This is a genomic window from Promicromonospora umidemergens (assembly GCF_024171995.1).
Taxonomy (GTDB): domain Bacteria; phylum Actinomycetota; class Actinomycetes; order Actinomycetales; family Cellulomonadaceae; genus Promicromonospora; species Promicromonospora umidemergens.
Genome location: NZ_JAMTCT010000011.1, coordinates 76,662 through 102,407, shown reverse-complemented (window position 1 = coordinate 102,407; position 25,746 = coordinate 76,662). Strand labels below are relative to the sequence as shown.

Here is a 25,746-nt window from a genome sequence, read left to right as displayed (position 1 = left end):
TTTCGTCCCCGCGGGGATCGGGTAGAGACTGGGATGGTGACCCCGACCCCCCTTCCCGTCAGCACCCCCGGAAGCACCACGGGCGACGTCGTGCCGATCCGTCTCGGCACGCGCGCGAGCGCGCTCGCCACCACCCAGAGCGGGCTCGTGGCGAAGCGCCTGGAGGAGCTGACCGGCAGGCCGGTCGAGCTGGTGCGCATCAAGACGGAGGGCGACGTGAAGACGGGGAGCCTCGCGAGCCTCGGCGGTACCGGGGTGTTCGTGACGGCCTTGCGCGAGGCGCTGCTGGACGGCCGCTGTGACGTCGCCGTCCACTCTCTCAAGGACCTGCCCACCACTCCCGCGCCGCACCTCACCTTCGTGACGCCCGAGCGGGCGGACCCGCGCGACGCCCTCTGCGCCCGCGACGGGCTCACTCTCACGACGCTGCCCCGCGGCGGGCGCGTCGGCACGGGCTCGCCCCGGCGCGCCGCACAGGTCCGCGCCGCCCGGCCGGACCTGGAGGTCGTCGACATCCGCGGCAACGTCGGCACCCGGCTCGACCGGGCGCTGGGCCCCGAGGCCGACCTCGACGCCGTGGTCCTCGCCTACGCGGGGCTCGCGCGGCTGGGCCGTACCGAGGTGGTCACGGAGGCCCTCGACGTCGACGTCGTCGTCCCGGCGCCCGGCCAGGGCGCGCTCGCCGTCGAGGTGCGCACTGCCGACATCGTGTCCGACGGCGGCGGTGCGCCCCGTGTACCCGACCTCGCCGAGGCGATCCACCTGCTCGATCACCGCCCGACCCGCCTCGCGGTCCTCGCCGAGCGTTCCGTGCTGGCGCGGCTGGAGGCCGGGTGCGCCGCACCGGTCGGCGCGTATGCCACGGTGTCCGGCAACGTCCTCCGGCTGCGCTCCGTGGTGGCCGCTGTCGACGGCTCGGAGCAGATGTCGCGCGGCGGTGAGACGCGACTCTCCCCGGACATCGCACCCGAGGTGATCGATGACGCCGCCCGGGCGCTGGGCGTCTCCGTCGCCGAGCACCTGCTGGCCGACGGTGCCGAACGGCTCGCCCCGCTGAGCACCACCGTCCCGGAGAAGGCGTGACCGAGCCGGACCCACCTGCGGCCGGGTCTCCCGCGACGGACCAGGCTCCCGGCGCGACCGGGCCGGCCGACGTGCTCGTCGCGCGCGACCCGGAGCGGGCCGCCGGACTCCTGACGCTGCTGCGCGAGCACGGGCTGGACCCGGTGGCGGCACCCGTGATCGAGCGGGCGCCGGCCGAGGACCCCGCGGAGCTCGCCGCCGCCCGCGAGCGCCTGGCCGACGGCGCCTATGCCTGGGTCGCGATCACCAGCGTGAACGCGGTGGACGCCCTGCTCGGTCCGACGACGGCCGGCGCGGTCACCGCCGGGTCGGTCCGGTGGGCCGCCGTCGGGCCCGCCACGCGGCAGGCGCTGGTCACGCACGGCGTCGCCGTCGACCTCGTCGCCGACGACGCGACCGGCGCCGGCCTCGCCGAGGCGTTCCCGGCAGCACCGAGCGGCCGCGGCGCAGGCGATCTGCCTGGCCCGGCAGGGCGGGGCGCCGCCCCCCGCGTGCTGCTCCCGCTCGGGAACCTCGCGTCCGGCACGCTGCGCGCCGGCCTCGAGGCGAAGGGCTGGGCGGTCGACGTCGTCACGGCCTACCGCACGGTCACGCGTACGCTCCCCCCGGAGCTCCGGCGGCGGTTCGACGTCGTCGTGGTCGCGTCGGGCTCGGCCGCCCGCCAGGTCGCGGCCCAGCTGGGCCCGCAGCGGGTGGTGGCGATCGGGGAGCCGTCGGCCAGCACGGCACGAGCCGTCGGGCACACGGTGCTCGCCGTGGCCGGACGGCCCACGGACGCGGCCCTGGCCGACGCCGTCCTGCGAGCGTGTCAGAAACTCAGGAACAGAACAGGAAGAAGGACACCTTGAGCTCCACCGGGATCGTGTACCGACCGCGTCGTCTGCGGGCCACACCGGGCATGCGGCGCCTGGTCGCGGAGACGCGGCTGCACCCGGCCGACCTGGTGCTGCCGCTCTTCGTCAAGGAGGGGCTGACCGAGCCCGCACCGCTGACGAGCATGCCCGGGCAGGTGCAGCACACCGAGGACTCCCTGGTGGAGGCGGTGCGGGCCGCACGCGACGCCGGCCTCGGCGGCATCATGCTGTTCGGCATCCCGGTGGCCAAGGACGCCAACGGCTCACAGGGCGACGCACCGAACGGGATCCTGCAGCGGGCGCTGCGGGCGTCGCGCGCCGTGCTGGACGAAGGGCTCGCCCCGGGTGCCCCCACCCCCGTGCTGATGGCCGACACCTGCCTCGACGAGTTCACCGACCACGGCCACTGCGGCGTCCTCACGTCCACAGGGGCTGTGGACAACGACGCGACGCTCACCCGCTACGCCTCCATGGCGGTGGCGCAGGCGAAGGCGGGCGCCGACGTCATCTCGCCGTCGGGCATGATGGACGGCCAGGTGGCGATGATCCGGGACGCCCTGGACGATGCCGGCTTCGTCGACACGAGCATCCTGGCCTACAGCGCCAAGTACGCGAGCGCGTACTTCGGCCCGTTCCGGGAGGCCGTGGACTCGGAGCTCAAGGGCGACCGCAAGACGTACCAGATGGACTTCGCGAACAGCCGCGAGGGCCTGCGCGAGGCCGACCTGGACCTCGCCGAGGGTGCCGACATGGTCATGGTGAAGCCGGCCGGGTCGTACCTTGACGTGCTGCGCGCCGTCGCCGACCGGAGCGACGTGCCGGTGGCGGCGTACCAGGTGTCGGGCGAGTACGCGATGATCGAGGCGGCCGGCGCGAACGGCTGGATCGACCGCGACCGGGCGGTCATGGAGTCGGTGACGAGCATCAAGCGAGCGGGTGCGGACGTGATCCTCACGTACTGGGCCCTGGAGATTGCGGAGTGGATCAAGTGAGCGAACCGGTGGCCGAGCCTGTCGAGACCCAGGGCCTGCGCCGCGCCCCTGAGGCGAACCACGCGGCGTTCCTCCGTGCGCAGGGCGCCATCCCGGGCGGCGTGAACTCGCCGGTGCGCGCGTACCGGAGCGTGGGCGGGGACCCGCGGTTCCTCGCCTCGGCCCGTGGTCCGTACGTCACGGACGTGGCGGGGCGTGAGTATGTCGACCTGGTGTGCTCGTGGGGTCCGGCCCTCCTCGGCCACGCGCACCCCGACGTCGTCGTCGCCGTGCAGGAGGCCGCCGCGCGCGGCCTGTCGTTCGGCGCCCCGACGGTCGCCGAGGTCGACCTCGCGGAGGAGGTCCGACGCCGGGTGCCCGCCGCCGAGCGCGTCCGCCTCGTCTCCACGGGCACGGAGGCGACGATGACGGCGATCCGCCTCGCCCGCGGGTTTACGGGCCGGCCGCTCGTCATCAAGTTCGCCGGGTGCTACCACGGGCACGTGGACGGGCTGCTGGCCGAGGCCGGCTCGGGCGTCGCGACGCTGGCGCTGCCGGGTTCTGCGGGCGTGACCGAGGCCACCGCGGCCGAGACGCTCGTGCTGCCGTACAACGACCTCGCGGCCGTCGAGGCGGCGTTCGCGCAGCGCGGCTCCGAGATCGCCGCGGTCATCACCGAGGCGTCGCCCGCGAACATGGGCGTGGTGCCGCCCGCGGAGGGGTTCAACGAGGGCCTGCGGCGGATCACGTCGAGGCACGGCGCGCTGTTCATCATGGACGAGGTCCTGACCGGGTTCCGCGTGGGCCCGTCCGGCTGGTGGGGGTTCGAGAACGACGCAATCCGCGCCGCCGGGGGCGAGGGCTACACGCCCGACCTGTTCACGTTCGGCAAGGTCGTCGGTGGCGGCATGCCGGTGGCCGCGCTCGGCGGGCCGGCGTCGATCATGGACCACCTGGCGCCCCTCGGCCCCGTCTACCAGGCGGGCACGCTGTCGGGTAACCCCGTGGCGGTCGCCTCAGGTCTGACGACCCTGCGGCTGGCCGACGACGCCGTGTACGCCCACGTGAACAAGGTGGCCGCCACGCTTTCGGGCGCCGTCGGCGAGGCGCTGAGCGCCGCGGGCGTCGAACACCGGGTGCAGCGGGCCGGCTCGCTGTTCTCGGTGTTCTTCGGTCCGCTGGCCGCCGCGTCCGGGGTGCGCGACTACGCGCAGGCCCAGGCGCAGGAGACCTTCCGGTACACGGCCCTCTTCCACTCGATGCTGGAGTCGGGGGTCAACCTGCCGCCGTCGGTCTTCGAGGCCTGGTTCGTCTCCGCTGCGCATGACGACGCCGCGGTGAACCGGATCCTGGAGGCGCTGCCGGGCGCCGCGCGGGCTGCCGCCACGGCGACGGCCTGATCCTGGGGGCCGCCCGACGACGGACAGCGCAGGCGCCGAGGTCCGGCGACCGTGGGTAGTTCTCCCCACAGACCGTGGCCCTGACTTCTGTCACTCTCTGCGAGGGCGCGCGAACGCGCGCCGTTCGAGATGAGGAAAAGAGAACATGGTCTTCTTCGGCTGGGGTAGCAAGAGCAAGACGGCGCCGCTCGACGCGGGGCGAGCCCTGGTGCTGCGGTACTCGTACTTCCACCTGTTCTGGTTGCTCCGGGTCTCCTGGGGCCTGAAGTACAGCCTCGCGACCGCTACGGAGGCGGGCTGGGCGACACGCCAGCTCTCGGACGAGGAAGCGATGCAGCTCGACGCGCCCAACCGGCTCACGCTGAACCTGTGGTGGCGGTTCGGGCTGCTCCTCTGGGCAGCCGTCACCGTCGTCGCCATCCTCATCAGTAACCTGACCGGCTGACCGTCGGGTCACAGCAGCACCGGCTCCGTGCCGTGCTCCCTGGCGACGTCGAGGTAAAGGAGTAGGTGGGATCGATAGGTAGTCACATTGCGGCGAGCAACTCGCTCACGAGAGCGGCAAATGCTGGCGCCACGGTCGGGTCCCCGTGTGCAGCGCTGGCCGCCAGGACGGGGATCCGTCCTTGTGCACTCGAAGCCCGTGCGCGGAGTAGGTCGAGTGCTTCGTTGGTGACGGCAGCGGCGTGCTCGTCGGCCGAGTGAGCCTTGAGCCCGCCGACAAGGTCGGCAGTCTCGACGGCTTGTAGGACGCGGAACATGTCGAGGGCGTCCTTCTCTTTGAGCCGATCGGGCTGCTGGTCGGCTTGTTCGAGGCGTTCGGCGATCTTGATCGCCTTCGCGGTCAGCAGTGCAGCCGGCCCAGCCACTCGCAGGTCAACCCTGCGGGTGTCGGCGGTCTCGAACGCGGTGATCGTGACCCGCTCATTGTCGAGGAGCGCGGGCTCCAGACCGCGGGCGATGCGGGCGGTGTGCTTGTCGTGGGGCTGTAGGCGGGCCGCGCGGGCGGAGGCCCGTGCCGTGCCTGCCTGATGTGGCACGACCATCAGGTCGACTGCAACGTCGCTGGCTGCGATCCAGTGTCCGGGGTTGGGGCCGTGCGTGAACCCGGCTGCCCGAAGCACTTCGCCGATCTCGGGCACGTCTGCGAGACCGGTGGCGTTGATCGCGAGGTCCGCGTCGGTCGTCATCAACGGCACGTTCAGCTCAGCGGCGCCGGTGTGGTGATAGACCGCCTGGGCACCGACGAGGATCAGGTTGTCGAGGTGTCCTTCGAGTGCGGCGAGAGCGTCAAGGAGAACGCGGCGCGCGGCGACGTACTCGGGAGCAAGGTCGTTCATCTCATTCGTTCCATGCGGGGTCGTTTTTCGCTAGTGCTTCCATGAGCTGGTCAGCCTCGGCGTCTGAGCGGCCGGGGAGTGTCAACAGATCAGCCAGCACGAGCGCTACCGGTGCCGTCGCCAGCGACAGGTCATTGAACCCCGGGAGAACGTCCTTGTCCTGTGGTGCGGCGATCACGACGTTGGCGGTCGCCGGCTCAGCGGCGATCAGACCCAGTTCTCGGGGCAGGGCGATTGGCTCAGCGGCATACAGGGCGAGCAGCCGGAGCGGAACGACAGATGTCACCCCGTCGGGCAGGATGCGGCGCGCCGCCGCCGATCCCGTGACCGCGATACCCCCTCGATCTGAGAGCTGGGTCACCGCGCGGTCGAGCCCTCGCGGCGCGATGTAGTAGCTGACCGCGCGGTTGGACTTTGCGAAGGAGTAGTCCTGCGCCCATCGCCGGATCAGTGCGCGCCGTCGCACGGTGTGGACCCCGCCGCGCTCGTCCCGGTCGACGACGCCCTCGGATGCCAGGGTGGCCAATAGCTTGGAGACCGAGCCAGGTGAGACACAGGCGAGGTTGGCAAGTTCCCGTACTCCGATGGGCAGATCGGTGTTCGACAAGGCACGGATCGTGCGGCTCGCCGCGATCCCGTTGAGCCGGGTGACTGCGCTGGCGACCCGGGTCTGCGGGGAACGCTTGGCCCCGTGGCCAGTTAGCAGGATGAGGGGGTCTTCGGAAATCACTCGCACCCATCCGGTGGCATCGGCAAAGCTGATGTTCTCGGCGATCAGGGCGGCTCGCAGGGACGGCCCGACGTAGTCGGAGACAAACAGCACCGGCAGACCCGCGCGGCGTGCGTGCTCGCGCAGGACGTCTAGGAGGACTGTTGTCGACACGGACCCTGACAGCTTCGCCTCGACCACGAACGAGGCTCGGTCGCCGCTGGGGCCTATCAGCTCCACGACGGCGTCGAGCCGCACGCCTCGGAGCGCGACTTCCCGGCGCTCGTCGAATCTCCAGGAGGCAGGCAGCAGCTCGACGATGGAGCGCAGTGCATCGTCAAGCATGTCCGTTTCTCGACTGGGCGCGTTTCTCATGATGAGAAACAGGTTAGTTCGAGAAACAGCGGCCGCCAAGTGGACTAGTCGATTCCGCACGCTTCCACTGTCCCAGTCAGGACCTGGATGTTGCCGCCGTGCTGGCCGTGCCGCGGCGGCCGACGGGCTGCTCACACTTACCGACAAGGGATACACCGGCGCCGGGATCGGCATCATGGTGCCGATCAAGGGTCACATCCTCGCCCCCGGACAACGTCTCCCGCAACGCGATGATCAACGCCCTGCGCGCCCCGGCCGAGCGCGCCAACGCACTGCTCAAGGCCACCTGGCCCACGCTCCGCGGAGTCCAACTCGATCCCTGGCGCATCACCGAGATCACCGCAGCCGCCCTCTTACCGCTCCACCTTCAACGACCCGTCGCTCAATGAGGCGAGAAAGCCACACTCCACTCCGCACCGTCACCAGGTCAGCGGTGGAGTTTCGTCCCGAAGGGGATCGAGGTCCTCGACGGTCTCCCGAACATCCGAGAGGCGGTCGAACGCGATCCAGCCAAACCAGTTGGACGCCGTCGCGCCATCGTTGTCCAGTCGCAGGTCAGGATGCAGCGGTTGTGCGAGCTGATCGTGGACGCTGGTCGAGGCAGGGTAGGTCGCGTGCACCAAGACGAAACCTCTCGGCTCATCGACATCAACAACCTTGACCGAAAGGCCGTCTAAGGTCGCGCTCGTACGCACGAAGAAGAGGCGTGCGGCAGCGCTCCGGGGCGCAACCAAGTACCACTCTCTTCCTCCTGGCTGCTCACGCCATCCTGACGGACGCGGCTCCGAAGACGGCAAAGACAGCCGGATATTTGGGCCATATGCGTCCGCTCGGAATACATCTTCATCAACGACAGCATAGAGTCCCGCCCTCATCGCAAGACCCACTGCTGCAAGTCGCGGCTATATCCTGCGACTATCTCGCGAGCACCGTCAGGCCCAACGCGCCAAAGTTCAGAACCATCGGGGACGTTGGCGTAATCAAAGTACTGGAATTCTGGCTTGATGAGATTACCTCCGCTTCCAGCGAAACCGTTTCCTCGATAGGGGTTGCGCGGGTCGAGAGCAAACCCCCCATTATTGATCATAGAGTCCACGCCGGGCGCGCCCGCATAATCCTTACCTATAAGTTCCAAAATCCTGCTCCTGTACTGCTCGGGTGGTAACTCATGGAGTTCGTCAAAGTGCCTGAGCGCGGTCTGAGCCACGTAATGAGAGGTGTCCGGCAACCGATGTCCTGGTTGAAACTCGATACCAAACATGAACTTGTCGCCCGGGCGGAACGGCGTCCCCTTGTAGTCGAGGCCTAGCTGTTGGTAGATCTCAGCAGGCGCCTTCCCAATGAGATCGGCGGCTCGCGTGACAAAGCCACCAAGCTTTGTTGGCTTACGCTCGTCCGGCGGCACATCGCGAATCATGTCGTCGTGGGTCTCTACAAGCTCGAACATGCGGGCCATCTGCTTCGGATCGGATACATCCGCCGTATCAATCAGATCCACAAAGATTTGGTGGACCACATCCGGTGTCACGACTTTCTGCAGAACAGTGTCCGGATTCACCGGTGGGAGATCCTGCCTGAGCTCTATTAGCTTCTCCAGTCCAGGCCGGGTGAGCTCGTGGATCGGCGTATTGACCAAGTCCTCGAACCGGCTCCGCGTCACCGAGTGTTCAGCCAGGAACTCATCGAGCCGGCCGTCAAATGCGGAATCCAGATCCCGCACCACGGCATCACCCATCGGGGTGGACGGCACTGAACGCGGTGGGCTCCCATCCTGCCCACTGTTGCCAGGCGCGTCCGGCGATCCTTCCGGCACGCTTGGCCCATCGGTGCCACCGCCGTGACCACCACCCACGCCGGGGGCGTCGCCAGATCCTCCGCCGCCGGAGCTCGTGCCACCACCGTGGCCACCACCGGTCGAGGGCTGGTCTACCGACACATGCGAGCCAGCCTGCACCACGTCGGCGGCGTTCCGGGTCGCCGCTCCGACGAGCGCCGGCTCCCGCACACTTTCCGGCGCCGACTGACTCGCGGAGTTCTCAGCCGGGGACACATCCAGCCCGTCCGGCTCCGGCGTCGTCATGTCAACGTCCGGGTCGAACTCCAGCCCCTTCAGGATCTCGTCAGTGTTCAGGCTGCTGTGGAACCGCGCAGCCTCGAAGGTGTCGAGGAGGTGCACTCCCTTGAGCACCTTCGCACCACCCACGAGCAGCTCGACCGGATCCATCGCCTTGCCCACCACACGCAGAGCCTGCCCCGCGACAGAGAGCACCTGACCGGCCCGGCCCGCCGACGCGACGCCCTTGATCGCCGCCCCTGTGCCCAGCGTCGCGACCGTCAGCGCGATGTTCCCCAGCGTCGTGCCCGTCGCACGTGCCGGATCCTCGGCCCACATGTCCCAAGCCACGAGCGACTTGCCGGTCGCCAGCCACGCATCGCCAGCGGTACCCCAGGCCCAGTCCCCTGTCTCGACATCACGCCCGATCAGCGCACCCATGCCGCCCCACGTGCTCTCGAACGTCTCCATCGTGAAGCCGTCCTCGCCCAGGCCGATCAGTCCGCCCAAGCCCTTGAAGCCCTCGACGATCACGTCGTGGCCGAACCCGTCCCAGACCGCAGACTTGACCGCTATGGCGGCCGACATGGGGCAGTGCTCCTGCTTGTCGACGGGTGCGCCCCACGGCATCTCGGTGCCCACCGGGATCGACGACAGCCCGTACCCGTACTGGTCGCCCTCCGCGATACCCGAGTGCCAGCGCTTGATGTCGTCGATTGCCCGGATGGCGTTCGCGCACTCCCGCTCCGCGTCCCACAGCTGCACCTGCGTGGTGTTGACCCGGCCCAGCAGGGCGGTGTTCTCGTCGATCAGCGCCTGGTCGAACTCCCACTCCGGGTTGGACCTGATCCGGTCCTTGAACGCGAACGCGTCTACCCGCACGCGGTCGAACTGCGCCTTGATCTCGCGCAGCTCTCCCGCGAAGGTCATCAGCGCGGCAGCGGCCCGACCGAGATCGTCGCCGACGGTAGCCGTCGCAGTCCGGACGGGATCCATCGACCGCAGCAGCTGCTCCGACTCGAGTGCCTGATAGTCCTCGCGCAGACGGGACCACGCATTGACCACCTCGCCGCCGGTCTCGCGGATCGCCTCAGCATCGGCGCGCAGAGCGCGTGCAGCGTCCTCCACAGCATCCGGATCCAGTTTCGGATCATCGCCAGGGATCTGGTTCGGATCAATCGCCGGCATAGGTCCCACACCTTCGCACCAAGATCCTCAAGCCGCGCCGGGTCATTGCGTAATGACCTGTGCTTCGCCCATCACGATGTTCGCCTTCGCTTCGAAGTCCCGAAGGATCGTCCCTCGCTGGCCCATGCCTTCCCACTGCACGGTCCAGTACGACGTCGCCGTCACCTCGTACTCACCCTGCTTCGTGTAGCGGTGCCCACAGTCCGGGGAGTCCATGATGTCGAACCGGTCCTCGTAGACGGTTCCCGAGCCGTTGCACGTGACCGTCGTGCCATCGCCCATATCCCAGACCACCTTGTCGACGCTCGCAGTCGCCGTGACTGACGCCGACCCTGCCGTTGCCGTCATCGAGATCGGGCCAAACGTGTTCGGTACTGGCTCGTTGACCCACATCCACTGCGGCATCCCAACAATTCCAACTCGGTCAGGGCCCTCTTCAGGAACGATCCCGATATCGATCGGATTCAGGTCCATCTGCGACACCGCACGCAACGCCAACTGCTCCGGATCCGGGCCGCTCGGGTCTGGCAGGGAAGGAATCCAGCGGTCAAATGCACAGTCAGGCACCCACGACTGATCCGGCCGCTCCACACACGCTGGCGGCGTGCACGTCACGATCAGCCCGTCCGTGTGCCCCTCCCACACAGGATCGATGGCCCGAGGTGGCGGTTTCACTGCTTTCACATAGCAACTCCCGTTCCAGACGCCAGCGACCGACCGACAGGGGACCTTCTTGCCACGGTTGGTGCAGGTCACCTCTCCACCGTCGGCGGGCTTGTCAGCCGGCGCCTCAATGCCGTCGCCCGTAGAACCGCCACTATCGGTTTCCTCAGCATCACCGGTGCAGATCCCGGACTTCGGGTTGCAGAACACGTCAGCGCTCGCGGGCGATGCGACCACCAGTAGAGATGCACAGAGCGCGAGGACGGGTAGGACCCGCCTCAGCATGTCTCGTCCTCTTGATACTCGACGATGTCAACCAGCCATGGGCCGTCCGGATACTCATAGTTAGCCACTCCGACCTCGACAACGCCCCGGTCCTTACGGCTCTCCGGGATGATTGACTTTCCACTCTTGTCCACTGTGTCGAGGTCTGTCACGTCGTAGCAGACCGTGAACTCGACAAACGGGATCTCAGGTGGCGTCAACTTCGGCTTGTAGGTCAAGTCCACTTCGTTGACCTCAACCGACGCGACCTCGGTTGCTCCGACCTGATGCAGCCCTTGCTCTCCTGCGGCGCTGTGCTCCTGCTCGAGATAGTTCTGAGCCGACCCTACGGAGACCTCTCCGAACCACTGGTACTTGAATTTCGACGGGTTCTGCAGCGCTTTGTCTTCCAACCGGAAATACTCATGCACGACAGGCTCAGCGAGCTTGACCGCCTTGTCCTCCGGCGACAGCTCCGTCGGGGAAGGCGACGCCGACGCCGAAGCGGGCGCCGACTCCGAGGGCGCCGCAGCAGGCTCGGCACCACCAGAGCAGGCCCCAAGGCTCAGCCCGAGTACCACCACAGCGGCAGCGCTCACGGTCCGGGCAGCGATACGGGTCGTGCGCGACATACGGGTCCTCCTACAGGACAGTTGAGTTCTCATCAGAGCGCGTCGACCATGAGCCGGTCGAAGCCGGCGCCAGGGCTCTTCAGCGCGGCGAGGAGCTGTTCCGTCTCGGGCTGCAGATCGCACTCGAGGCGCTCGGTGATGCTGAGCAGGCTCTCGATCGCCTCGGTCTCGGCACCGGCGTCTCGACTCTCGTGCGCGGCCAGGATCCGGACGCGCCAGAGGCTCTCGTGCGCCGGCTCGACCTTCAGGCCCACCACGACCGCCTCCTCGGCGGAGCGCCAGCGGCCCTCCAGCAGACGTCGCTTCGCGAGCGCGTACGACGCGTCCACGATCTCCGCGACGAGGCGCTGCCGGACCGGCTCCGCCCACGCGTACCGACGACCGTGCGCGCCCTCGAACGGCACGCCACGCACCAGCGGGAGCGCCGCTTCGAGGTCATCCGACGCTGCTGCCAGCGGCGCGCCGCCCAGCAGGCTGTCCCATTCGCCGACGTCGGAGGTGACCGACGGCAGGAACCCGTGTCCGCCGTCGGCCTGGTGCCGCGGCAGGTAGTCCTGGCCGTCGGCGTCCTGCCCGGCCCAGCGGCGCAGCCGCGATGTCGCTGCGTTCCGGGTGCTCAGGTTGTCTGTGCTCGCTCGGCCGGGCCAGATCGCGTCGTCGATGGCCGTGCGTGTCGTGCCCGGGTGCAGCGCGAGGAACGTCGCGAGCTCCAGCAGGCGGGCGCACTTACCGTCCTCCACGGTGCCGGTCGCGTTCCGCAGCTCCACCGCCCCGAGCGCGAGGATCCGGGGAGCGGCGGCCGACGGCGTGGCGTCCGTGCGGGGAGCCGGGACGATCGCGACCTCGAGGGTGTCGGGGGCGGGCTCGTCGTAGTCGCTCCCGCGGGAGGCCTCGACGGGCTCGACCGGCGAGGTCGGCTCGACCCGCGGGGCCGGCTCGACCGGCGCCGTCAGCGACGGCGGGGACACGATCGGTACCTCGGCGGTATCTGTCCGTGGCTCGGTCTCGACATGCCCGACCAGCGGAGCGGGCACGATCGGGACCTCTGCGGTGTCGGTCCGCGGCTCCAGCACCGGCCTGATCGCCTCGACCTCCGCGACGCTCGGCTCGGTCTGGCCCGCCCCCTCGAGCTCGCCGGGGTCCGCCAGGGAGACGAGCTGCAGCAGGTGCCCGTACTGGTCGGACGGCAAGCGCTGCGGACGGAGCTCCAGACCTATCGGCGACAGCACCGCGAGCTCGTGCCCGGGCAGCACCTGGAGAGCCCATTCGCCCACACTCGTGCCGCCCGTGATCGTCGCGAGCGCTACGTGCGGCAGGACGTCCATCAGCTCGGTCAGGCGCGCGCGCTGCGTGTCGGAGACCTGGTCGGCGAGCAGCACGATCTCCGGTACCCAGGCGTCGGGCACCGCACCGGTCACCCGGGCCGAGTACAGGTCGGGCACGCTCTGCGCCGCGAACGCCGCGCGGTCGGCGTGCGCGCGCTGGGACAGGTCCTCGATGATCCGGCCGACGGTCGGCAGGAAACGGATGCGACCGGTGCGCATCGTGTCCTCGAGGTCGGGGAACGCGCCCACGAGGGTCACCTGGAGGTCGTCGGCCCACACGGAGGTGGCGAGCTCGACGGCGATGGCCGCGAGGATCTCGAGGGTGGCGGAGTCGTCGCCGGTGATCCCGAGTGCCCCGAGCTGCTCGAGGTTGAGGAAGACGTGGCCCTGGTCGTCGTCGGACCCGATGGTGACGAGCGTCGGGTAGGGGGCCGGGACGACGGCGATGTCGACCGGGGCGAGCCGTTGCAGGTCGCTGACGTCGAGCGTCCAGACCGTGGAGTCGGCAGCGGCGCGCCACGGCTGAGGCAGGAGCGTCGGCTCCTGCAGGTACAGCTCGAAGGCCTGGGCGGTGAGCCGGGCCGCACGCACCACCGGCAGCGGGCGACCGGACTCGACGCACAGGCTCGCCAGGGAACGCAGCGCCAGGTCGACGGTCTCGACCGACATCTGGTCGGCGGCGGCCCGGATCGTCTGCTCGAACGCCGCGGTGTCGCCGGCGGGGAGCGGGATGCGCTGCCCCGGGCGGCGCAGCCGCTGCTGGTCCCGGCGGCGGCGCGCGAGGACCGCGAGCATGCCGGCGGCCAGGATCGTCCCGACGCCGGTAGCGGTCGCGACCTGCCAGGGTGCTTCGTCGGACAGACCGTCGTCCGCCACCTCGTCGTGGGCGGTGTCGGCCTGCCGCTCGGTGGCGGTGTCGCCCTGCCGCACGAGGGCGGGGGCGGGCGCGGCCTTCGGCCGCTGGGTCTCGGCCCCGGTACGCGTCACCTCGGCCGACAACCACGCGGGCGCCTCCGCGTGCATCGAGGCCGCCTGCTCCACCGGGGCCACCGGCTTCGGCTCGGGTGCCCTGCGCTCCGGGACGGGGTGCGGCGCGGCTTCCGTGGCGCCCGGCACCTGGACGGTCCATCCCGGGTGGATCAGGTCCGGGTCGGTCAGGTGGGCGCCGCCGGGCTGGTCGACGTCCTGCGTGGCCTCGAAGAGCTCGGGGTACCGGGTGGCGTCGCCGAGCTCCTCCGCGGCGATGCCCGACAGGGTGTCGCCCCGCTCGACCACCACGGACCTGTCGGCGCCGTCCCTCGAGTGCCCGGCGTCCGCGCCGGGCGCCGAGTCGGGCGTCGCATCGGGCGTCGCATCGGGCGCCGCCGGGATCGTCAGGACCCAGCCCGTCGTCAGGAAGGCCGGGTTGTCGGCGAGGTGGCCCTGGTTGAGCTCGACGATGTCCCGGAACCGGTGCCCGTCGCCCAGGTAGGTCTCGGCCAGTCCCCACAGCGTGTCCCCGCGCACCACTGTGTGCTGGACGGTCGCCGGCGCGACCTCCTCCTCGGCCACCTTCTCGGTCGCCTGGTGCGTCGAAGGTGCCGACCGATCCGTCGGCACGGTCACCACGGCCGGCGCGGACACCGACACCGTGTGCGGCTCCGTCACCGGCACCGCGCTCGCGGGCAGCACCGCGGCGTTGGCCATCGGCACTGCGGTGAACAACAGCAGCATGGCGCCGACGAGGCCGCGGGCGGCACTCTGCGGCAGCTGCAGCCCGGGCAGTCGGGGCGCGCGGACGCCACGTAGCTGCGAGACCAGCTCGACCAGGATCGACAGGGCGAGGAATGCCCACGCCAGCCAGCCCACCACCTGCAGCACGGCCATGAACAGCGTGCCGTCGTCGCGTGAGGTCAGCAGGTCGACCACCGACCCGAACGACGGCACACCGCCCGCGAACGGGTCGGCGCCGACGGCGAGCAGCACGTACGGCAGGCCCACGGTCGCGCCGACGATCACCAGCAGCGCCAGCAGGCCCCTCAGACGACTGATCACTGCTCGACACCCCCCACGGCACGCGCGACCCGCGCCTCGCCTTCGCCCGACACCGTCATCGAGGTCAGGCCGATGATCGACAGGAACTGGGTCTCGTACTCGTCCCAGGTCCGCACCACGACCAGGTCGCCGCCCCCCGGCACGCTGACGGTCCCGGTCATGTCCGCGGCGGCGAGATAGGTCCGGGCGGCGACGGCGGCCTGGTGGGAGCTGGCGTGCACCCCCTGCCCACGGATCGCGGAGCCGCCTTGAAGCTGCTGCCCGCCGGCACGGGCAGCCTGGACGGCGACGTCCCTCGCGTGCTGCTGAGCGTGCACCTGCCCGGTCAGGTCGACGGCGATGCCCACGCCGAGGATCATCACGAACGTCGCCGTGACCAGCCAGGACGACACCGATCCGCGCTCGCGTGCGGTGCTGTCCGTCGTCGTCGGGCGTCTCAGGCGGCGCATGTCAGTGCTCCCGGTAGGTATCGATAGGGCTGGACATCGTCTTGGTGATCGTCAGTGCTCCAGGCACGCCGGGCAGCGCGACGTCGGACAGGTCCACCGCGCAGGACACGGTGGCGTCCACCGCCGCCGGTGTGCCCGGCGGCGAGGCGAACCCGCTGGTGTCCACGGCGACGCTGCTGGTCCGGCACCGGACGTCCTGGTTGGCCAGGCTCGCCGACGCGGCGGCCTCCGCCGACGCGTCGGCCTCCGCCTGGGTACGGGCGATCGACGCCGACCGGGCGGCCTGCGCAGCGACGGACTCGATCGCCTGGTGCGCGATCGCGACCCGGCCTCCTGCGATGACGAGAGAACCGAGCAGGACGAACGCCGAGACGCCGATCACCGCCTCGATGGAGCCTGAGCCGCGCTCGCCGTCCGGACGGCGGCCGGCGCGCCACGGGACCCGTCGCATCATCCGGTGATCCTCTCCACGGGCAGGGTCGCCGACTGCTCGACCGTCGGCTGCCAGCCCGGGACGAGCGACACCGTGTGCGTAGTGATGTTGACCGTCGCGTGCGTCGCTGTCCGCTGCCCGGTCACCGTGGTGCCCTCCAGCCCGACCGTCGTCGAGCGCACGTACTCGTGCGCCGCCGCCACTCCCGCCCCCGTGGTGCCGTGCTCGGCGGCCGCGGCGCGCGCGCCTTGCTGCGCGGCGGCGAGCGCCACCGCCTTGCCCTGGTACAGCATCGCGCCCTGCACGAAGACGAACATCAGCGTGAACAGGGCGGGCAGGAGGAACACGTGCTCGATCGTGGCCGAGCCGCGCTCCTGGGTCTTCCGGGATTGCCGCACCCGGGAGCATCGTGCGTGCCGGGGACGGCGGGTCACCCGATCCTTGCCGCTTCTGCCGTGACGAAGCCCCTGATCACGGCGACGACGGCACCGACGATGGCGATGACGGCCACCGCCCACAGGACGTGCTCGATGGTGACGTTGCCCCGCTCGGGGGCGTCGGTCAGCCGGGCGCGAGCCCGGTCTGCCACCTTGAGTCCGAAGGTGTGCAGTATTGCGGTGATGCGGAGCATCGGGGTCCCTTTCTGGAGGATCTGGAGTCGAGGTAGGTGCGGACCGGTTCTTGGCGGCCGGCCACCGTCAGCTGCTGGCCATCACGCGCAGCAAGGCTGGGGTGACCAGGATGACCATGAACACCACGCCCAGCATCGACATGGGCATGTTGATGCGCTCGCTCGCGGCGTTGGCGCTGGCCCGCTCGCTGTTCAGCATCGCGGAGCGCAGTGCGGCGGAGCGCGCCCGGAGGTTGTCGTAGACCTGGGATCCTTCGCCGCTCATGCGCATGACGTCGGCCAGGTCGGTGAGCTCGGGCAGGCCGAGCTCGTCGGACAGGTTCTGCAGCGCGTCCCAGGGCGCCACACCGTTCCAGCGGGAGCGCTGCAGCTCCTCGCCGATGCGGCGGAACACCCAGTTGTCGCCGACCTCTGCGGCACTCTCCATGGCCTGGCGTGAGCCGGCACCGCTGAGTCGTTCGAGGGCGACCAGGTCGGTGTAGACGCCGAGAGCCCGGGAGAAGTCCGCGCGGGCCTTCTTGGCGTCGGACCGGACGTTCATGTCGGGTGCCATGAACAGGAAGGCGGCGAGGACCAGAGAGCCGCCCGCAGGCACCAGCACGGGGACCGGCAGCTCGACCAGCGTGAAGTAGTACGACAGGATCGGGGGAACCACCAGGCCGGCCAGTGCGTACAGCACCTTGGTGCCGTAGTGGCGGTGGAGGGGCATCCGCAGCAGGGCGAGCTCCTTGGTGGGCGACCTGCCCCACACGGACGCCGGGAAACGGCGGATCGCCCAGATCCCGACCTTCTCGATGGTCCCCGGCGCGACGACCTCCGTCCGCACCACCGACCGCTCCTTGACGGCCTCGGGCGAGTAGCGCCGCACGACGTCGACCACGTCCGGGTCGGCGGGCATCAGGCGCCAGACCAGCAGCGCGACGCCGAGGCCGAACACCGCCCCGCCCATGAGCGCTATCTGCAGACCGGTGGTCATCATGATCCTGCCCCGTCCCGCGCGTCCGCGCCCATGAAGCGGGGCAGCGGCGAGCCCTTCGACATGTTCCGCATCAGCACGAGCAGGCCGACGTACGCGGCGAGGAAGAGCGTGATGAGGAGCTGTCCGATCGGTGTGCTGTAGGGCTCGATGTAGTCGCCGGTGAAGGCAAGGACGCCCAGCACGCACGCGGTGATGATCGTGACCCAGCGCGCCGTCGACCGGGGTCCGGCACGTTCGGCCTCGATCTCGCGGCGGGCCCGGACGTCGTCGGCCACCGACTGTGCCGTGGACTCCAGGACCGATGCCAGGCCGGCGCCGCGGCGACGGGCGCCGAGGATCAGGCTGGCGGAGACGACGTCGCCGGTCGCGTCGTCGAGGTCGTCCGCGAACGCGCGCAGCGCGGCCTCCGTGCCCCAGCGGGCGCGCAGGCGAGCGACAAGGGTGGTCACCTCGGGCCGGATCGCGTCGGGCACGGAACGCAGCGTCATCCGCAGCGCCTCCTCCAGGCCGACGCCGACGGTGAGCACGCCGGCGAGGCTACGGACCCACTCCTCCAGGGCCTCGAGCTTCTTGACGGTGGATCCTCCGTCGCCGGAAGCCAGGAGGATCGGCAGGCCGATGCCAGCGACCGGCCCGATCACGAGGGCCACGAGCCAACCGGTGATCAGGTAGACGACCACACCAGCGGCCAGGCCCACCAGGACCAGCAGCCGGGTACGGCGGTCCATCCGCATCAGCCGGGTCGCGGCACGGCTCCGACGACGCCGGGGCGGGGCTGCCGCGTCGACCGGGGTCTTGCGCAGCCCGACGACCACGCCGATCAGGCCCGCCACGAAGAGCGCACCGCCGAGGGCGGGGAAGATCACGGTCATCGCGTGGGCTCCTCACGGCCGTTGTCGGCCAGGTAGGAGGTCAGGTCGAACCCGAAGCTCTCGAGCTCGCGCAGCTCGTCAGGGATCGTGCCGGGGAGGGCCGGGCCGCCCGAGCGGTTCGGCTTGAACACGTGCGTGGTGGCGTAGCCCTTGAAGGCCTCGCCCGGCGCGACGTGCACGATCTCCGAGACCCACCGGGACCTGCGCCACTGGGTCTCTGCCGCATCCGTCGGCTTGGTCTCCAGGTTGATCTGCACGATCAGGTCGACCGTCTCGGCCAGCTTCGACGTCGCCAGCTCGCGGGTCACGTGCGAGCCCGCCTCCATCGCACAGGTGACGAGCTTGCGGATCGCCGCCTCGCCGTCGGCTGCGTGGGTGGTGGAGATCGAGCCTGCGCCCGACTCCATGGCCTTGATCATGGCCCAGACCTCCTTGCCCCGGACCTCGCCGACGATCTGGCGCGACAGGTTGAACCGGAACGAGTCGTACAGCGCCTCGTCCAGGCCGAACTCGCCGGCCTGGCGGCCGTCCGGCCCGATCTCGCCCGACCCGGGCCGGGCCTCCCAGGCATGCACGATGTCGTGGACGTCGGTGAGCTCGTGCAGGTGCAGCTCGAACTCCGTCTCGAAGGTGCCGATCGCCTCGTACCGGGGGATCTCCCCGCACAGCGCCCGGACCATCGTTGTCTTGCCCGCGCCCTGCGGACCCGCGACGACTATCGACTTGCGGGCGCGGATCGCGGCGCGCAGGAACGAGGCCTGGCTCGCGCTCAGCATGTCGCGGCCCACCAGGTCGTCCAGCGTGACCTTGCGCAGCCGGTGACGCCGGATCACGACGGACGGACGTGCGGTGACCCACGCGGCGGCGGCGAGCCGGGACCCGCCGTCGAGCCGCATGTGCAGCCGCGGGCTGGACGTGGAAAAGCTCCGGGCGCTGGACTCCGAGCGCGTCGCGATGAAGGCGAGCTCGTCGAGCAGCTCCTTGTCGGAGTCCGCGATGGGCTCCTTGCGGACCAGCTCACCGTCGATCTTCTCGACCCACACGTTGTCGGCGCCGCTGATGATGATGTTCTCGACCGAGTCGTCGTCGACCAGGGGCTGCAGCCGGCCGAGCCCGAACAGTGCGTCGAAGATCGCCTTGGCCAGGGCGTCCTGCTCGTCGGTGCTCCACACCTGCTCGCCGTCGTGCAACCGGTCGGCCACGGCGTCGTCGAGCAGGGTCTGGATGATCGTCTTGCCCAGCTCGCGCTCCGCCTCCAGGTCCTTGCCCTTGTCCTCGCCCAGTCGCTCGACCAGCCGCTCCGACGCCTGGGCGCGGAAGATCGCCACCTGGTGCCAGTCGATCTTGACCGTGGGGACGACGGGGGGCCGCGCCCGCGTGGTACCGGAACCAGGGGCGACGGCGAACCGGTCGGCCGCCGTCGGGTCGACGTAGGTGGTGACCACCTTGTCCGGCCAGGGGCTCATCGTCCCCGACGGTGGCTGCGCCAGCACGGGCGGTGCCGGATTCGGGCTGGGTACTGTCGCCGGGGCAGCGGGAACCCGAACCGCAGGCTGCGCCGCGATCCGCCCGGCCAGGGCGTGCGCACCCGGGCGTTGCTGCCGGATCTGGCCGACAGGCGACTCGCGGACGGGCTCCGGCGGATCCTGCCACTGGTCCGGCCCGCCGAAGATCGGCAGGGCGGTGGGATCCACTGGCTGCTCCGTCATCGCAGGTTCCCCTCGGCGACGACGCCCAGCTGGGCCCGCGAGCGGGTCACACCGGCCCGGACGCTCTGCACCGCGGCGCGCAGGGACTTGGTCAGGACCGATGACTCGAACTTGCGCGGCGGCTTCGCGCCGTGCGAGTACACCTCGGCCGATCCCGGGTCCCACGCCACGTTCGCCATCACCGGTCGGTCCAGGACCTTGGCGACCTCGCGGTTGTCGTACGGCTTGCCCGGCCCCACGACGAGGACACCGAGGCTGTCCAGGGCGCCGGCGCGGATGAACGACTCCCGCAGCGTCACCGCCCAGGAGCTGCCCGCGACGAGAGCAGGAAGGGTGGACCGCGTCACGAGCAGCGCCAGGTCGGCCTGCGTGACGAGCTTCATCGCGGAGCCCTCGAGACCTAGGCGCCCTGCGTCGACGATCACGTCCTGCCCCGTGCGCTCCAGTGCCTTGAACACCCCGCCGAGCGGCTCCCAGAGGCTGTCGAGGGCACGTGCCTGGTAGTGGTTCAGCGGCCCGCAGAGCAGCTGCACCTGGGTGCCCGGTATCGGCATCAGCATCCGCGGCAGGTCCTCGGCCAGCGTGCCCTGGCGGTGCGAGACCGCGAGGTCGACGATGGTCTGGTCGGTCGGGAGCTGGGCGCCGCCGAAGTACCCGGCAGGGATCGCCCGGGCCCCGGTGGGGTCAGCATCGACGAGGACGACGGGACGCGGCCAGGTCATGGCCAGACCGAGCGCCGTCGTCGTCACGCCGGGTGAGCCGTTGGCGGAGGTCAGGACGATCAGCGCCATGTCACTGCTCCTGACTGTCCAGCACGAGCGCGACCTGGCCGTTCGCGGCCAGCGCGCCCACGATCGCGGCCTTCGGCCTGGCCACCTGCACGTTGACCAGCGTGTTGCCGGTGATCTCGTCAATGGACACCCCGACGACGGACGCGGCATACGTCGGGATCTCGGTGCCTGGCTCGACAGCTGCGCCGGCCTCGCCTGCCGTCGTCACGACGCGCACCAGATCGCCGGGGACGATGATCTGGTCCGTCGGGAGCATCGCGGCGGTCAGGCTCAGCCCGACCACCGCGTAGCCCTTCGGCGGCACCATCGCGTCGGTCACCTGGTCAGCGGTAACCACGCCGCCCGCCGCGATGTCCAGCGCCGCCCGCTTGCCCACGAGTGTCGACAGGTCCGCGGCCGGCACGGCCTGGATGGCCGGATCGAGGCCGATCTGCACGGCCACGAGGTCGGCCTCCTCGATCACCTCGCCACGGTGCACGGTCTCTCGGACGGTCAGCACCTCCTGCGCGTTCGACGTCGACTGCCACGCCCACGCGCTCGCCAGACCACCGACACAGATCAACGCCACTGACAGAGCGACCATGGCGGGACGACGGCGCATCTTCGGCGGCGGCGCGATCTGAGCCGGACCGGCCGCCCCGCCACCGGCTCGTCCTGGGCGCTCGATGCGGGCGCTGTCGGGGGCGGGTGTGGTCGTCGTCATGCTGAAGGGCCTCTCATGGGTATGCACGGCCTCGGACGGGAAGGTTGCGCCCGCCCCCGCATAGTAATCGGGGCTTGTCAGGATTCAGAGGAAAGATCAGCAGGAACCTCGCCTACCGCGTCTATCGCACTTACCAGGGCCCACGAGAGCTCTGCAGCGACCGATCGGGCCGGACGTTCCACCGGAGTCGCCACGCCGTCCCGGCGACGCACGTCGAGCGGCGTCAGGTGCGCGATCGAGCCGCGGTGCCCGGCCGTCGCGACCGGCGTCGCGCACACCGGAGCCTTCTGGTGGTCTGCCAACGCCGTACCGACGGCGGTCCCGCCGCCCTCGAGTGCCGGCTCCTGGATCGAGGCCCACTGCTCCGCGTCGAGTCGAAGAATCCGCCCCGCGGCCATGCCCGCCCCCTCCACCGGAGTCGCGCGCCCTGGGATGCGCCCGACTTTCCAGAGGCCACGGTACGGGGTAAGGGCGAAAATCTACACTTGCGTACTTTCGTGGAAATTCGGCGTCCGAGTCCTTATTCTGCGCGCATGAGGCGTGTGGCTCGGCAGGCCGGGAAATCGACTCCAACACCGTGCACGCTGTCGTCGGCGTGTCGCGTGCATCGTGTAGGGGTCGTTCTGGCTTCGGCGGACCTGGAGCGTCCCAGCGACGTCAGTGCCGACTCCGGGAACAGCCTCAGGCTCGACCAGCCGTACGGCTCGCCACTTCCGCAGGCCCGGTGGTCATTGGGTGATGACCTGAGCCTCGCCCATCACGATGTTCGCGGTAGAAGTGAAGTCCAGCGGGATGGTGCCGGTCTGGCCGATGCCTTCCCACTCCACCGTCCAGTAGGACGTCGCGGTCACCTCGTACTTGCCCTGCTTCGTGTAGCGGTGTCCACAGTCCGGCGACTCCATGATGTCGAACCGATCCTCGTACGGAGTGCCAGCACCCACGCAGGTGACCGATGTGCCGTCACCCATGTCCCACACGACCTTGTCGACCTTCGCCGTAGCGGTGACAGTAGCGCCGCCGGCCGATGCCGACCGTGTGATCGGGCCGAACGTGTTCGGCGCGGGCTCGTTCACCCACATCCACTGCGGCATCCCGACGATCCCGACCCGGTCGGGACCCTCCTCAGGCACGATGCCGACGTCGATCCCGCGCAGCTGCATCTGTGACACCGCGCGCTGAGCGAGCACTGCAGGGTCTGGTGCGCCGGGCAGGGCCGGCACCCAGCGGGTGACCGATACTGCACACAACACCCCCGGGTTCCCCATCTGGCTCCCGTAGTCGGTGTTTGCTTCGTTGCAGTACGGCGTGCAGGTCACGATCAGGCCGTTCTCGTTCCCCTGCCACACGGCCTCGCTCTTCGGAGGCTGTGGGTCGACGGCCTTCATATAGCAAGCGCCGTCCCAGACCCCATCGTCCGAGGTACACGGAATCTTCTCGCCCTCGTAACTACAGACCGGCTTCTTGCCACCGCTGGGCTTGCTCACCGGGGTGGTGCCACCAGCCGTACCGCCTGCCTCAATCTCAAGGAAGACGCCACCCTGCTTGTCAGCGGCGGCGCCGCCCGTGGGATCCGAGTCGGCCGTGAACACAGCCGTCGCATCAAACGCGGCAGTCGCAGCCGGGATACCAACGAAGACGAGGGCCACCGTCGTGAGGACCGTCGCGATCCGGCGCATATCAGCACGCCTTCCCGGTAGACGTGGTCTCGTTGACCGACCAGATGCCCTCTTGCTTCTGACCCTGCATCACAGCCGTCATGAGCACCCGGTCCGGGCTGTCCTTCCGGAGGGCCGAGGTCCCGTCAGGATTGACGACGTCCCTGCCACTGTTGTCGATGCACACCTTCATGTACACACGCTGACCAGTCACATCCTTCAGCAGCGGATCGCCCTCGTACTTGGTCACCTCGACCACCTCGATGCTCGCCTCGCCGACCTGCTTGAGCTTCAGGTCTGTGTACTGCTCCCAGAAGGACTGCTGCTGACTCTGGAGCTCGGAACTACCGATGTAACCCCCGCTCATCAGTTCCGAGAACGGGCTCTGGCCCTTCTTCGACTTCGCGGTGGTGATCTCCTGGAACTCCAGGTAGCGCTGCTTGGCCTCGGCGATGTTCTTCGCCTTGGCTGCTTTGGCCGGGTTCTCCGGAGTCGGCGGCACGGACGGCGACGGCGAGGTTGTCGGGGTCGGTGAAGCCGACGGTGACCCCGAAATTTCGGCAGGCGCTTCAGCGCCGGCCTGACAGGCCGACAGGCCGACCGTCAGGGCTAGGGCAACAACGGCACCAAGAGCGGCGGGACGCGGCTTACGGAACATGCAGGAATCTCCTCTGTGGCCGTTCAGGGGCGTGCAACGAAGTGTGTCGGAACATCGACCGGCCTCACCCCTCGACAAGCCTGCGAGCCGAACCGACGTCGCCGTCCGGCACAGTCAGCACTTCTTCCCGGTAGACGTGTTCTCGTTGACCGACCACAGACCGCCTTGCTGTCCTTGCATGGTGACCTTCATGAGCACCCGGTCTGGACCGCCCTTCTGGAGGGTTGAGGTCCCATCCGGTCGGACAACGTCCGCGGCGCTGCTATCTATGCAGACCTCCATGCGTACGCGCTGACCGGTGACGTCCTTCTTGAGAGGGTCGCCCTCGTACTTGGTCGCCTCGACAACGTCGAGGCTCGCATTGCCGGTCTCCTTGAGACCCAGGTCGGCGAACTGCTCCCAGTACGACTGCTCCGACTCCTGGAGCTCCGCGCTACCGATGTAACCCCCGCTCATCAGCACCCTGAACGGGTTCTCGCCCTTCTTCCCATGCTTACTCGCGATCGCCTGGTACTCCAGGTAGCGCTGCTTCGCCGCAGCGATGTTCTTCGCCTTGGCTGCTTTGGCGGGATCCTCCGGAGTCGGCGACGCGGACGGCGACGGCGAGGTTGTCGGGGTCGGTGAAGCCGACGGTGACGCCGAAATTTCGGCAGCCGCTTCAGTCCCGGCCTGACAAGCAGACAGGCCAACCGTCAGGGCCAGGGCAACAACGGCACCAAGAGCGGCGGGACGGGGCGTGCGGAACATGCAGAAATCTCCTCGGTGGCCGTTCAGGGGCGTGCAACGAAGCATGTCGCAACGTCAACCAGCCGCACGACTCACCCCTTGGTCGTGCCTGAGAACCCACCCGACGTCGTCGCCCGCGACGCAACACTCGTCTGCGTCTGGGCCATCTCGTCATCGGCGCGGTCATAGCTGCCGACCGCCTGCACGGCGCCCGTCATACCGGCTTCGATCCGCGTGCCGATGGACCTCAATGTCTCGACCCGCCCGCTGAAGAACGTCCCGAGCGCCTCGGCGATGATCGGGCTCTCGCCGGCACCGGTCACCGCCATGGCCACATGCCCCTCAAGTCCGCCGAGGGTGGTGGACAACGACTGAGCACGGTCCTGGACCGTGCGCAGCGTCGCCTCAACGCCCTCCGGCGAGACCCGATAGCCGGTCATCTGGTCAGCCGATCGAGTCGACCGCGGCCCGGGCGCGCGACATCGCGTCCTGGGCAGTCGCGTCGTTCTGCTCCAGCGAACCACGCAGCGTGCGGATGATGCCCCGGACCTCGCCGGCGACGGTGTTCCATCGCACTTCCTTGGCCCGGTAGTCCTCGGAGACGCCCGACGCCTCGTAGTCGGCCATCGCGGCCTTGACGTCCCCGTCGCGCTGATCGATCAGCGCCTCCAGGCGGGATGCGACTCGCTCGAAGTTCTCCTGCGTCTCGGTCGACGCACCCAGCTCGTAGTCCCGACGATCCATTGCATTGGCCATGAGTCTTAGCCCTCCCCTGGTCTCTGTGCTGTCTGCCGGTTACTTGCCGGCGCCGAAACGCGCGGCGTCGAACGAGACAGAGCCCTGCTTCGCCCGCGTCTCGTCGGCCATCGTCGTGTCGCCCTCGCTGAACGACCTGTCCATGCCCGAGACACCGGTCAGGACCGCGTTGAGCGCCTGGTTCAGCTCGATGGAGATCTCCTCCGTCCGGCCCTTGAAGGCGTCGAACGCCGCGCGACCCGCGCCGTTGAACTTGCCCTCCAACGGCTCAGCGGCCGCGCCCAGCTCCCGCACCAGCGACCCCAGGTCCTCTGAGGACGCGCCGGTCTTCTTCGTCAAGGTCGAGAGGACTTCCGAACCCATTGCGAACTTCATAGCAAGCTCCCCCACGTCGGAATCACATCGGAACAACCACCGATCGGCCGCCCCACCAGCGCACGAGCGATCCCGTACGGGGGGCGTGAGACTCCGGGCCAAGGTACAAGGGCGCGAT

The 25,746-nt window shown here is 69.5% G+C and carries 28 protein-coding genes and 1 pseudogene; 6 read left to right on the top strand and 23 right to left on the bottom strand.

Going from position 1 to position 25,746, the window contains the following annotated elements:
- Positions 1 to 36: 36 nt before the first annotated feature.
- The 5 genes from hemC (at position 37) to APR04_RS17480 (ending at position 4,753) form a co-directional block, all read left to right on the top strand.
- Complete coding sequence (gene hemC, locus APR04_RS17500; protein WP_253872365.1) at positions 37 to 1,083, top strand: hydroxymethylbilane synthase; 1,047 nt, start codon at positions 37 to 39, stop codon at positions 1,081 to 1,083.
- Positions 1,080 to 1,931, top strand: coding sequence for a uroporphyrinogen-III synthase (locus APR04_RS17495; RefSeq protein ID WP_253872364.1), 852 nt, complete (start codon positions 1,080 to 1,082; stop codon positions 1,929 to 1,931). Before hemC ends, APR04_RS17495 begins: the two co-directional genes overlap by 4 nt.
- Before the next feature lie 50 nt (positions 1,932 to 1,981).
- Positions 1,982 to 2,929, top strand: coding sequence for a porphobilinogen synthase (gene hemB / locus APR04_RS17490; RefSeq protein WP_253872512.1), 948 nt, complete (start codon positions 1,982 to 1,984; stop codon positions 2,927 to 2,929).
- A 35-nt stretch (positions 2,930 to 2,964) separates the two neighbouring features.
- Complete coding sequence (gene hemL / locus APR04_RS17485; protein ID WP_253872510.1) at positions 2,965 to 4,308, top strand: glutamate-1-semialdehyde 2,1-aminomutase; 1,344 nt, start codon at positions 2,965 to 2,967, stop codon at positions 4,306 to 4,308.
- 145 nt (positions 4,309 to 4,453) lie between these two features.
- Positions 4,454 to 4,753 (top strand): hypothetical protein, encoded by a 300-nt coding sequence (locus APR04_RS17480; protein WP_253872363.1) that lies wholly within the window; start codon positions 4,454 to 4,456, stop codon positions 4,751 to 4,753.
- 82 nt (positions 4,754 to 4,835) lie between these two features.
- Here the strand turns inward: APR04_RS17480 and APR04_RS17475 are convergent, their stop codons facing one another.
- Together APR04_RS17475 and APR04_RS17470 are read right to left on the bottom strand one after the other, a co-directional pair.
- Entirely contained in the window at positions 4,836 to 5,498 is a 663-nt protein-coding gene (locus APR04_RS17475) for a hypothetical protein (protein WP_253872362.1), read from the bottom strand.
- 151 nt (positions 5,499 to 5,649) lie between these two features.
- Entirely contained in the window at positions 5,650 to 6,702 is a 1,053-nt protein-coding gene (locus APR04_RS17470) for a helix-turn-helix domain-containing protein (RefSeq protein WP_253872361.1), read from the bottom strand.
- Between the two features lie 142 nt (positions 6,703 to 6,844).
- Between APR04_RS17470 and APR04_RS31325 the strand changes: the two are divergent.
- Positions 6,845 to 7,121 (top strand): annotated as a pseudogene (locus APR04_RS31325) (transposase family protein); the annotation flags it as partial.
- Between the two features lie 30 nt (positions 7,122 to 7,151).
- On the opposite strand, the gene APR04_RS17460 reads toward APR04_RS31325, so the two are convergent.
- The 21 genes from APR04_RS17460 to APR04_RS17360 all read right to left on the bottom strand — a co-directional run bounded on the left by APR04_RS17460 (position 7,152) and on the right by APR04_RS17360 (position 25,628).
- Entirely contained in the window at positions 7,152 to 7,352 is a 201-nt protein-coding gene (locus APR04_RS17460; protein ID WP_253872360.1) for a hypothetical protein, read from the bottom strand.
- Positions 7,353 to 7,603: 251 nt separating this feature from the next.
- Positions 7,604 to 9,973 (bottom strand): hypothetical protein, encoded by a 2,370-nt coding sequence (locus APR04_RS17455; RefSeq protein WP_253872358.1) that lies wholly within the window; start codon positions 9,971 to 9,973, stop codon positions 7,604 to 7,606.
- 42 nt (positions 9,974 to 10,015) lie between these two features.
- Positions 10,016 to 10,921, bottom strand: a complete 906-nt coding sequence (locus APR04_RS17450) for a PKD domain-containing protein (RefSeq protein WP_253872357.1) — start codon at positions 10,919 to 10,921, stop codon at positions 10,016 to 10,018.
- On the bottom strand, positions 10,915 to 11,532 hold the full coding sequence (locus APR04_RS17445) for a hypothetical protein (RefSeq protein WP_253872356.1): 618 nt from the start codon (positions 11,530 to 11,532) through the stop codon (positions 10,915 to 10,917). Before APR04_RS17445 ends, APR04_RS17450 begins: the two co-directional genes overlap by 7 nt.
- A 32-nt stretch (positions 11,533 to 11,564) precedes the next feature.
- Positions 11,565 to 14,891: a LysM peptidoglycan-binding domain-containing protein gene (locus tag APR04_RS17440; RefSeq protein ID WP_253872355.1), complete on the bottom strand. Its 3,327-nt coding sequence runs from the start codon at positions 14,889 to 14,891 to the stop codon at positions 11,565 to 11,567.
- Complete coding sequence (locus APR04_RS17435) at positions 14,888 to 15,340, bottom strand: pilus assembly protein (protein ID WP_253872354.1); 453 nt, start codon at positions 15,338 to 15,340, stop codon at positions 14,888 to 14,890. Before APR04_RS17435 ends, APR04_RS17440 begins: the two co-directional genes overlap by 4 nt.
- A 1-nt stretch (position 15,341) precedes the next feature.
- Positions 15,342 to 15,794 (bottom strand): TadE/TadG family type IV pilus assembly protein, encoded by a 453-nt coding sequence (locus tag APR04_RS17430; RefSeq protein WP_253872353.1) that lies wholly within the window; start codon positions 15,792 to 15,794, stop codon positions 15,342 to 15,344.
- The gene (locus APR04_RS17425; RefSeq protein WP_253872352.1) at positions 15,791 to 16,171 is read right to left on the bottom strand and encodes a TadE/TadG family type IV pilus assembly protein; all 381 of its coding nucleotides are present in this window, start codon (positions 16,169 to 16,171) and stop codon (positions 15,791 to 15,793) included. The genes APR04_RS17430 and APR04_RS17425 overlap by 4 nt, the downstream gene beginning before the upstream one ends.
- Positions 16,172 to 16,203: 32 nt before the next feature.
- Positions 16,204 to 16,404, bottom strand: coding sequence for a hypothetical protein (locus tag APR04_RS17420; protein ID WP_253872350.1), 201 nt, complete (start codon positions 16,402 to 16,404; stop codon positions 16,204 to 16,206).
- 67 nt (positions 16,405 to 16,471) lie between these two features.
- Positions 16,472 to 17,380, bottom strand: coding sequence for a type II secretion system F family protein (locus tag APR04_RS17415; protein WP_253872348.1), 909 nt, complete (start codon positions 17,378 to 17,380; stop codon positions 16,472 to 16,474).
- Positions 17,380 to 18,255 carry a type II secretion system F family protein gene (locus tag APR04_RS17410; protein ID WP_253872346.1) on the bottom strand — a complete coding sequence of 292 codons (876 nt, stop codon included), beginning with the start codon at positions 18,253 to 18,255 and terminating at the stop codon, positions 17,380 to 17,382. Before APR04_RS17410 ends, APR04_RS17415 begins: the two co-directional genes overlap by 1 nt.
- Complete coding sequence (locus APR04_RS17405) at positions 18,252 to 19,964, bottom strand: TadA family conjugal transfer-associated ATPase (protein WP_253872344.1); 1,713 nt, start codon at positions 19,962 to 19,964, stop codon at positions 18,252 to 18,254. The genes APR04_RS17410 and APR04_RS17405 overlap by 4 nt, the downstream gene beginning before the upstream one ends.
- Positions 19,961 to 20,755 carry a CpaE/TadZ family protein gene (locus APR04_RS17400; protein WP_253872343.1) on the bottom strand — a complete coding sequence of 265 codons (795 nt, stop codon included), beginning with the start codon at positions 20,753 to 20,755 and terminating at the stop codon, positions 19,961 to 19,963. Before APR04_RS17400 ends, APR04_RS17405 begins: the two co-directional genes overlap by 4 nt.
- 1 nt (position 20,756) lies before the next feature.
- Positions 20,757 to 21,458 (bottom strand): SAF domain-containing protein, encoded by a 702-nt coding sequence (locus tag APR04_RS17395; protein WP_253872341.1) that lies wholly within the window; start codon positions 21,456 to 21,458, stop codon positions 20,757 to 20,759.
- 77 nt (positions 21,459 to 21,535) lie between these two features.
- Complete coding sequence (locus APR04_RS17390) at positions 21,536 to 21,856, bottom strand: hypothetical protein (RefSeq protein ID WP_253872340.1); 321 nt, start codon at positions 21,854 to 21,856, stop codon at positions 21,536 to 21,538.
- Positions 21,857 to 22,186: 330 nt separating this feature from the next.
- Positions 22,187 to 23,134 (bottom strand): hypothetical protein, encoded by a 948-nt coding sequence (locus tag APR04_RS17385; RefSeq protein ID WP_253872339.1) that lies wholly within the window; start codon positions 23,132 to 23,134, stop codon positions 22,187 to 22,189.
- A gap of 1 nt (position 23,135) precedes the next feature.
- Entirely contained in the window at positions 23,136 to 23,771 is a 636-nt protein-coding gene (locus tag APR04_RS17380) for a hypothetical protein (RefSeq protein ID WP_253872338.1), read from the bottom strand.
- A gap of 114 nt (positions 23,772 to 23,885) precedes the next feature.
- On the bottom strand, positions 23,886 to 24,518 hold the full coding sequence (locus APR04_RS17375; protein ID WP_253872337.1) for a hypothetical protein: 633 nt from the start codon (positions 24,516 to 24,518) through the stop codon (positions 23,886 to 23,888).
- Between the two features lie 71 nt (positions 24,519 to 24,589).
- Positions 24,590 to 24,937, bottom strand: coding sequence for a DUF6507 family protein (locus tag APR04_RS17370; protein WP_253872336.1), 348 nt, complete (start codon positions 24,935 to 24,937; stop codon positions 24,590 to 24,592).
- A gap of 4 nt (positions 24,938 to 24,941) precedes the next feature.
- Positions 24,942 to 25,253, bottom strand: a complete 312-nt coding sequence (locus tag APR04_RS17365) for a pore-forming ESAT-6 family protein (RefSeq protein WP_253872334.1) — start codon at positions 25,251 to 25,253, stop codon at positions 24,942 to 24,944.
- Between the two features lie 39 nt (positions 25,254 to 25,292).
- Complete coding sequence (locus APR04_RS17360) at positions 25,293 to 25,628, bottom strand: hypothetical protein (protein ID WP_253872332.1); 336 nt, start codon at positions 25,626 to 25,628, stop codon at positions 25,293 to 25,295.
- Between the last annotated feature and the right edge of the window lie 118 nt (positions 25,629 to 25,746).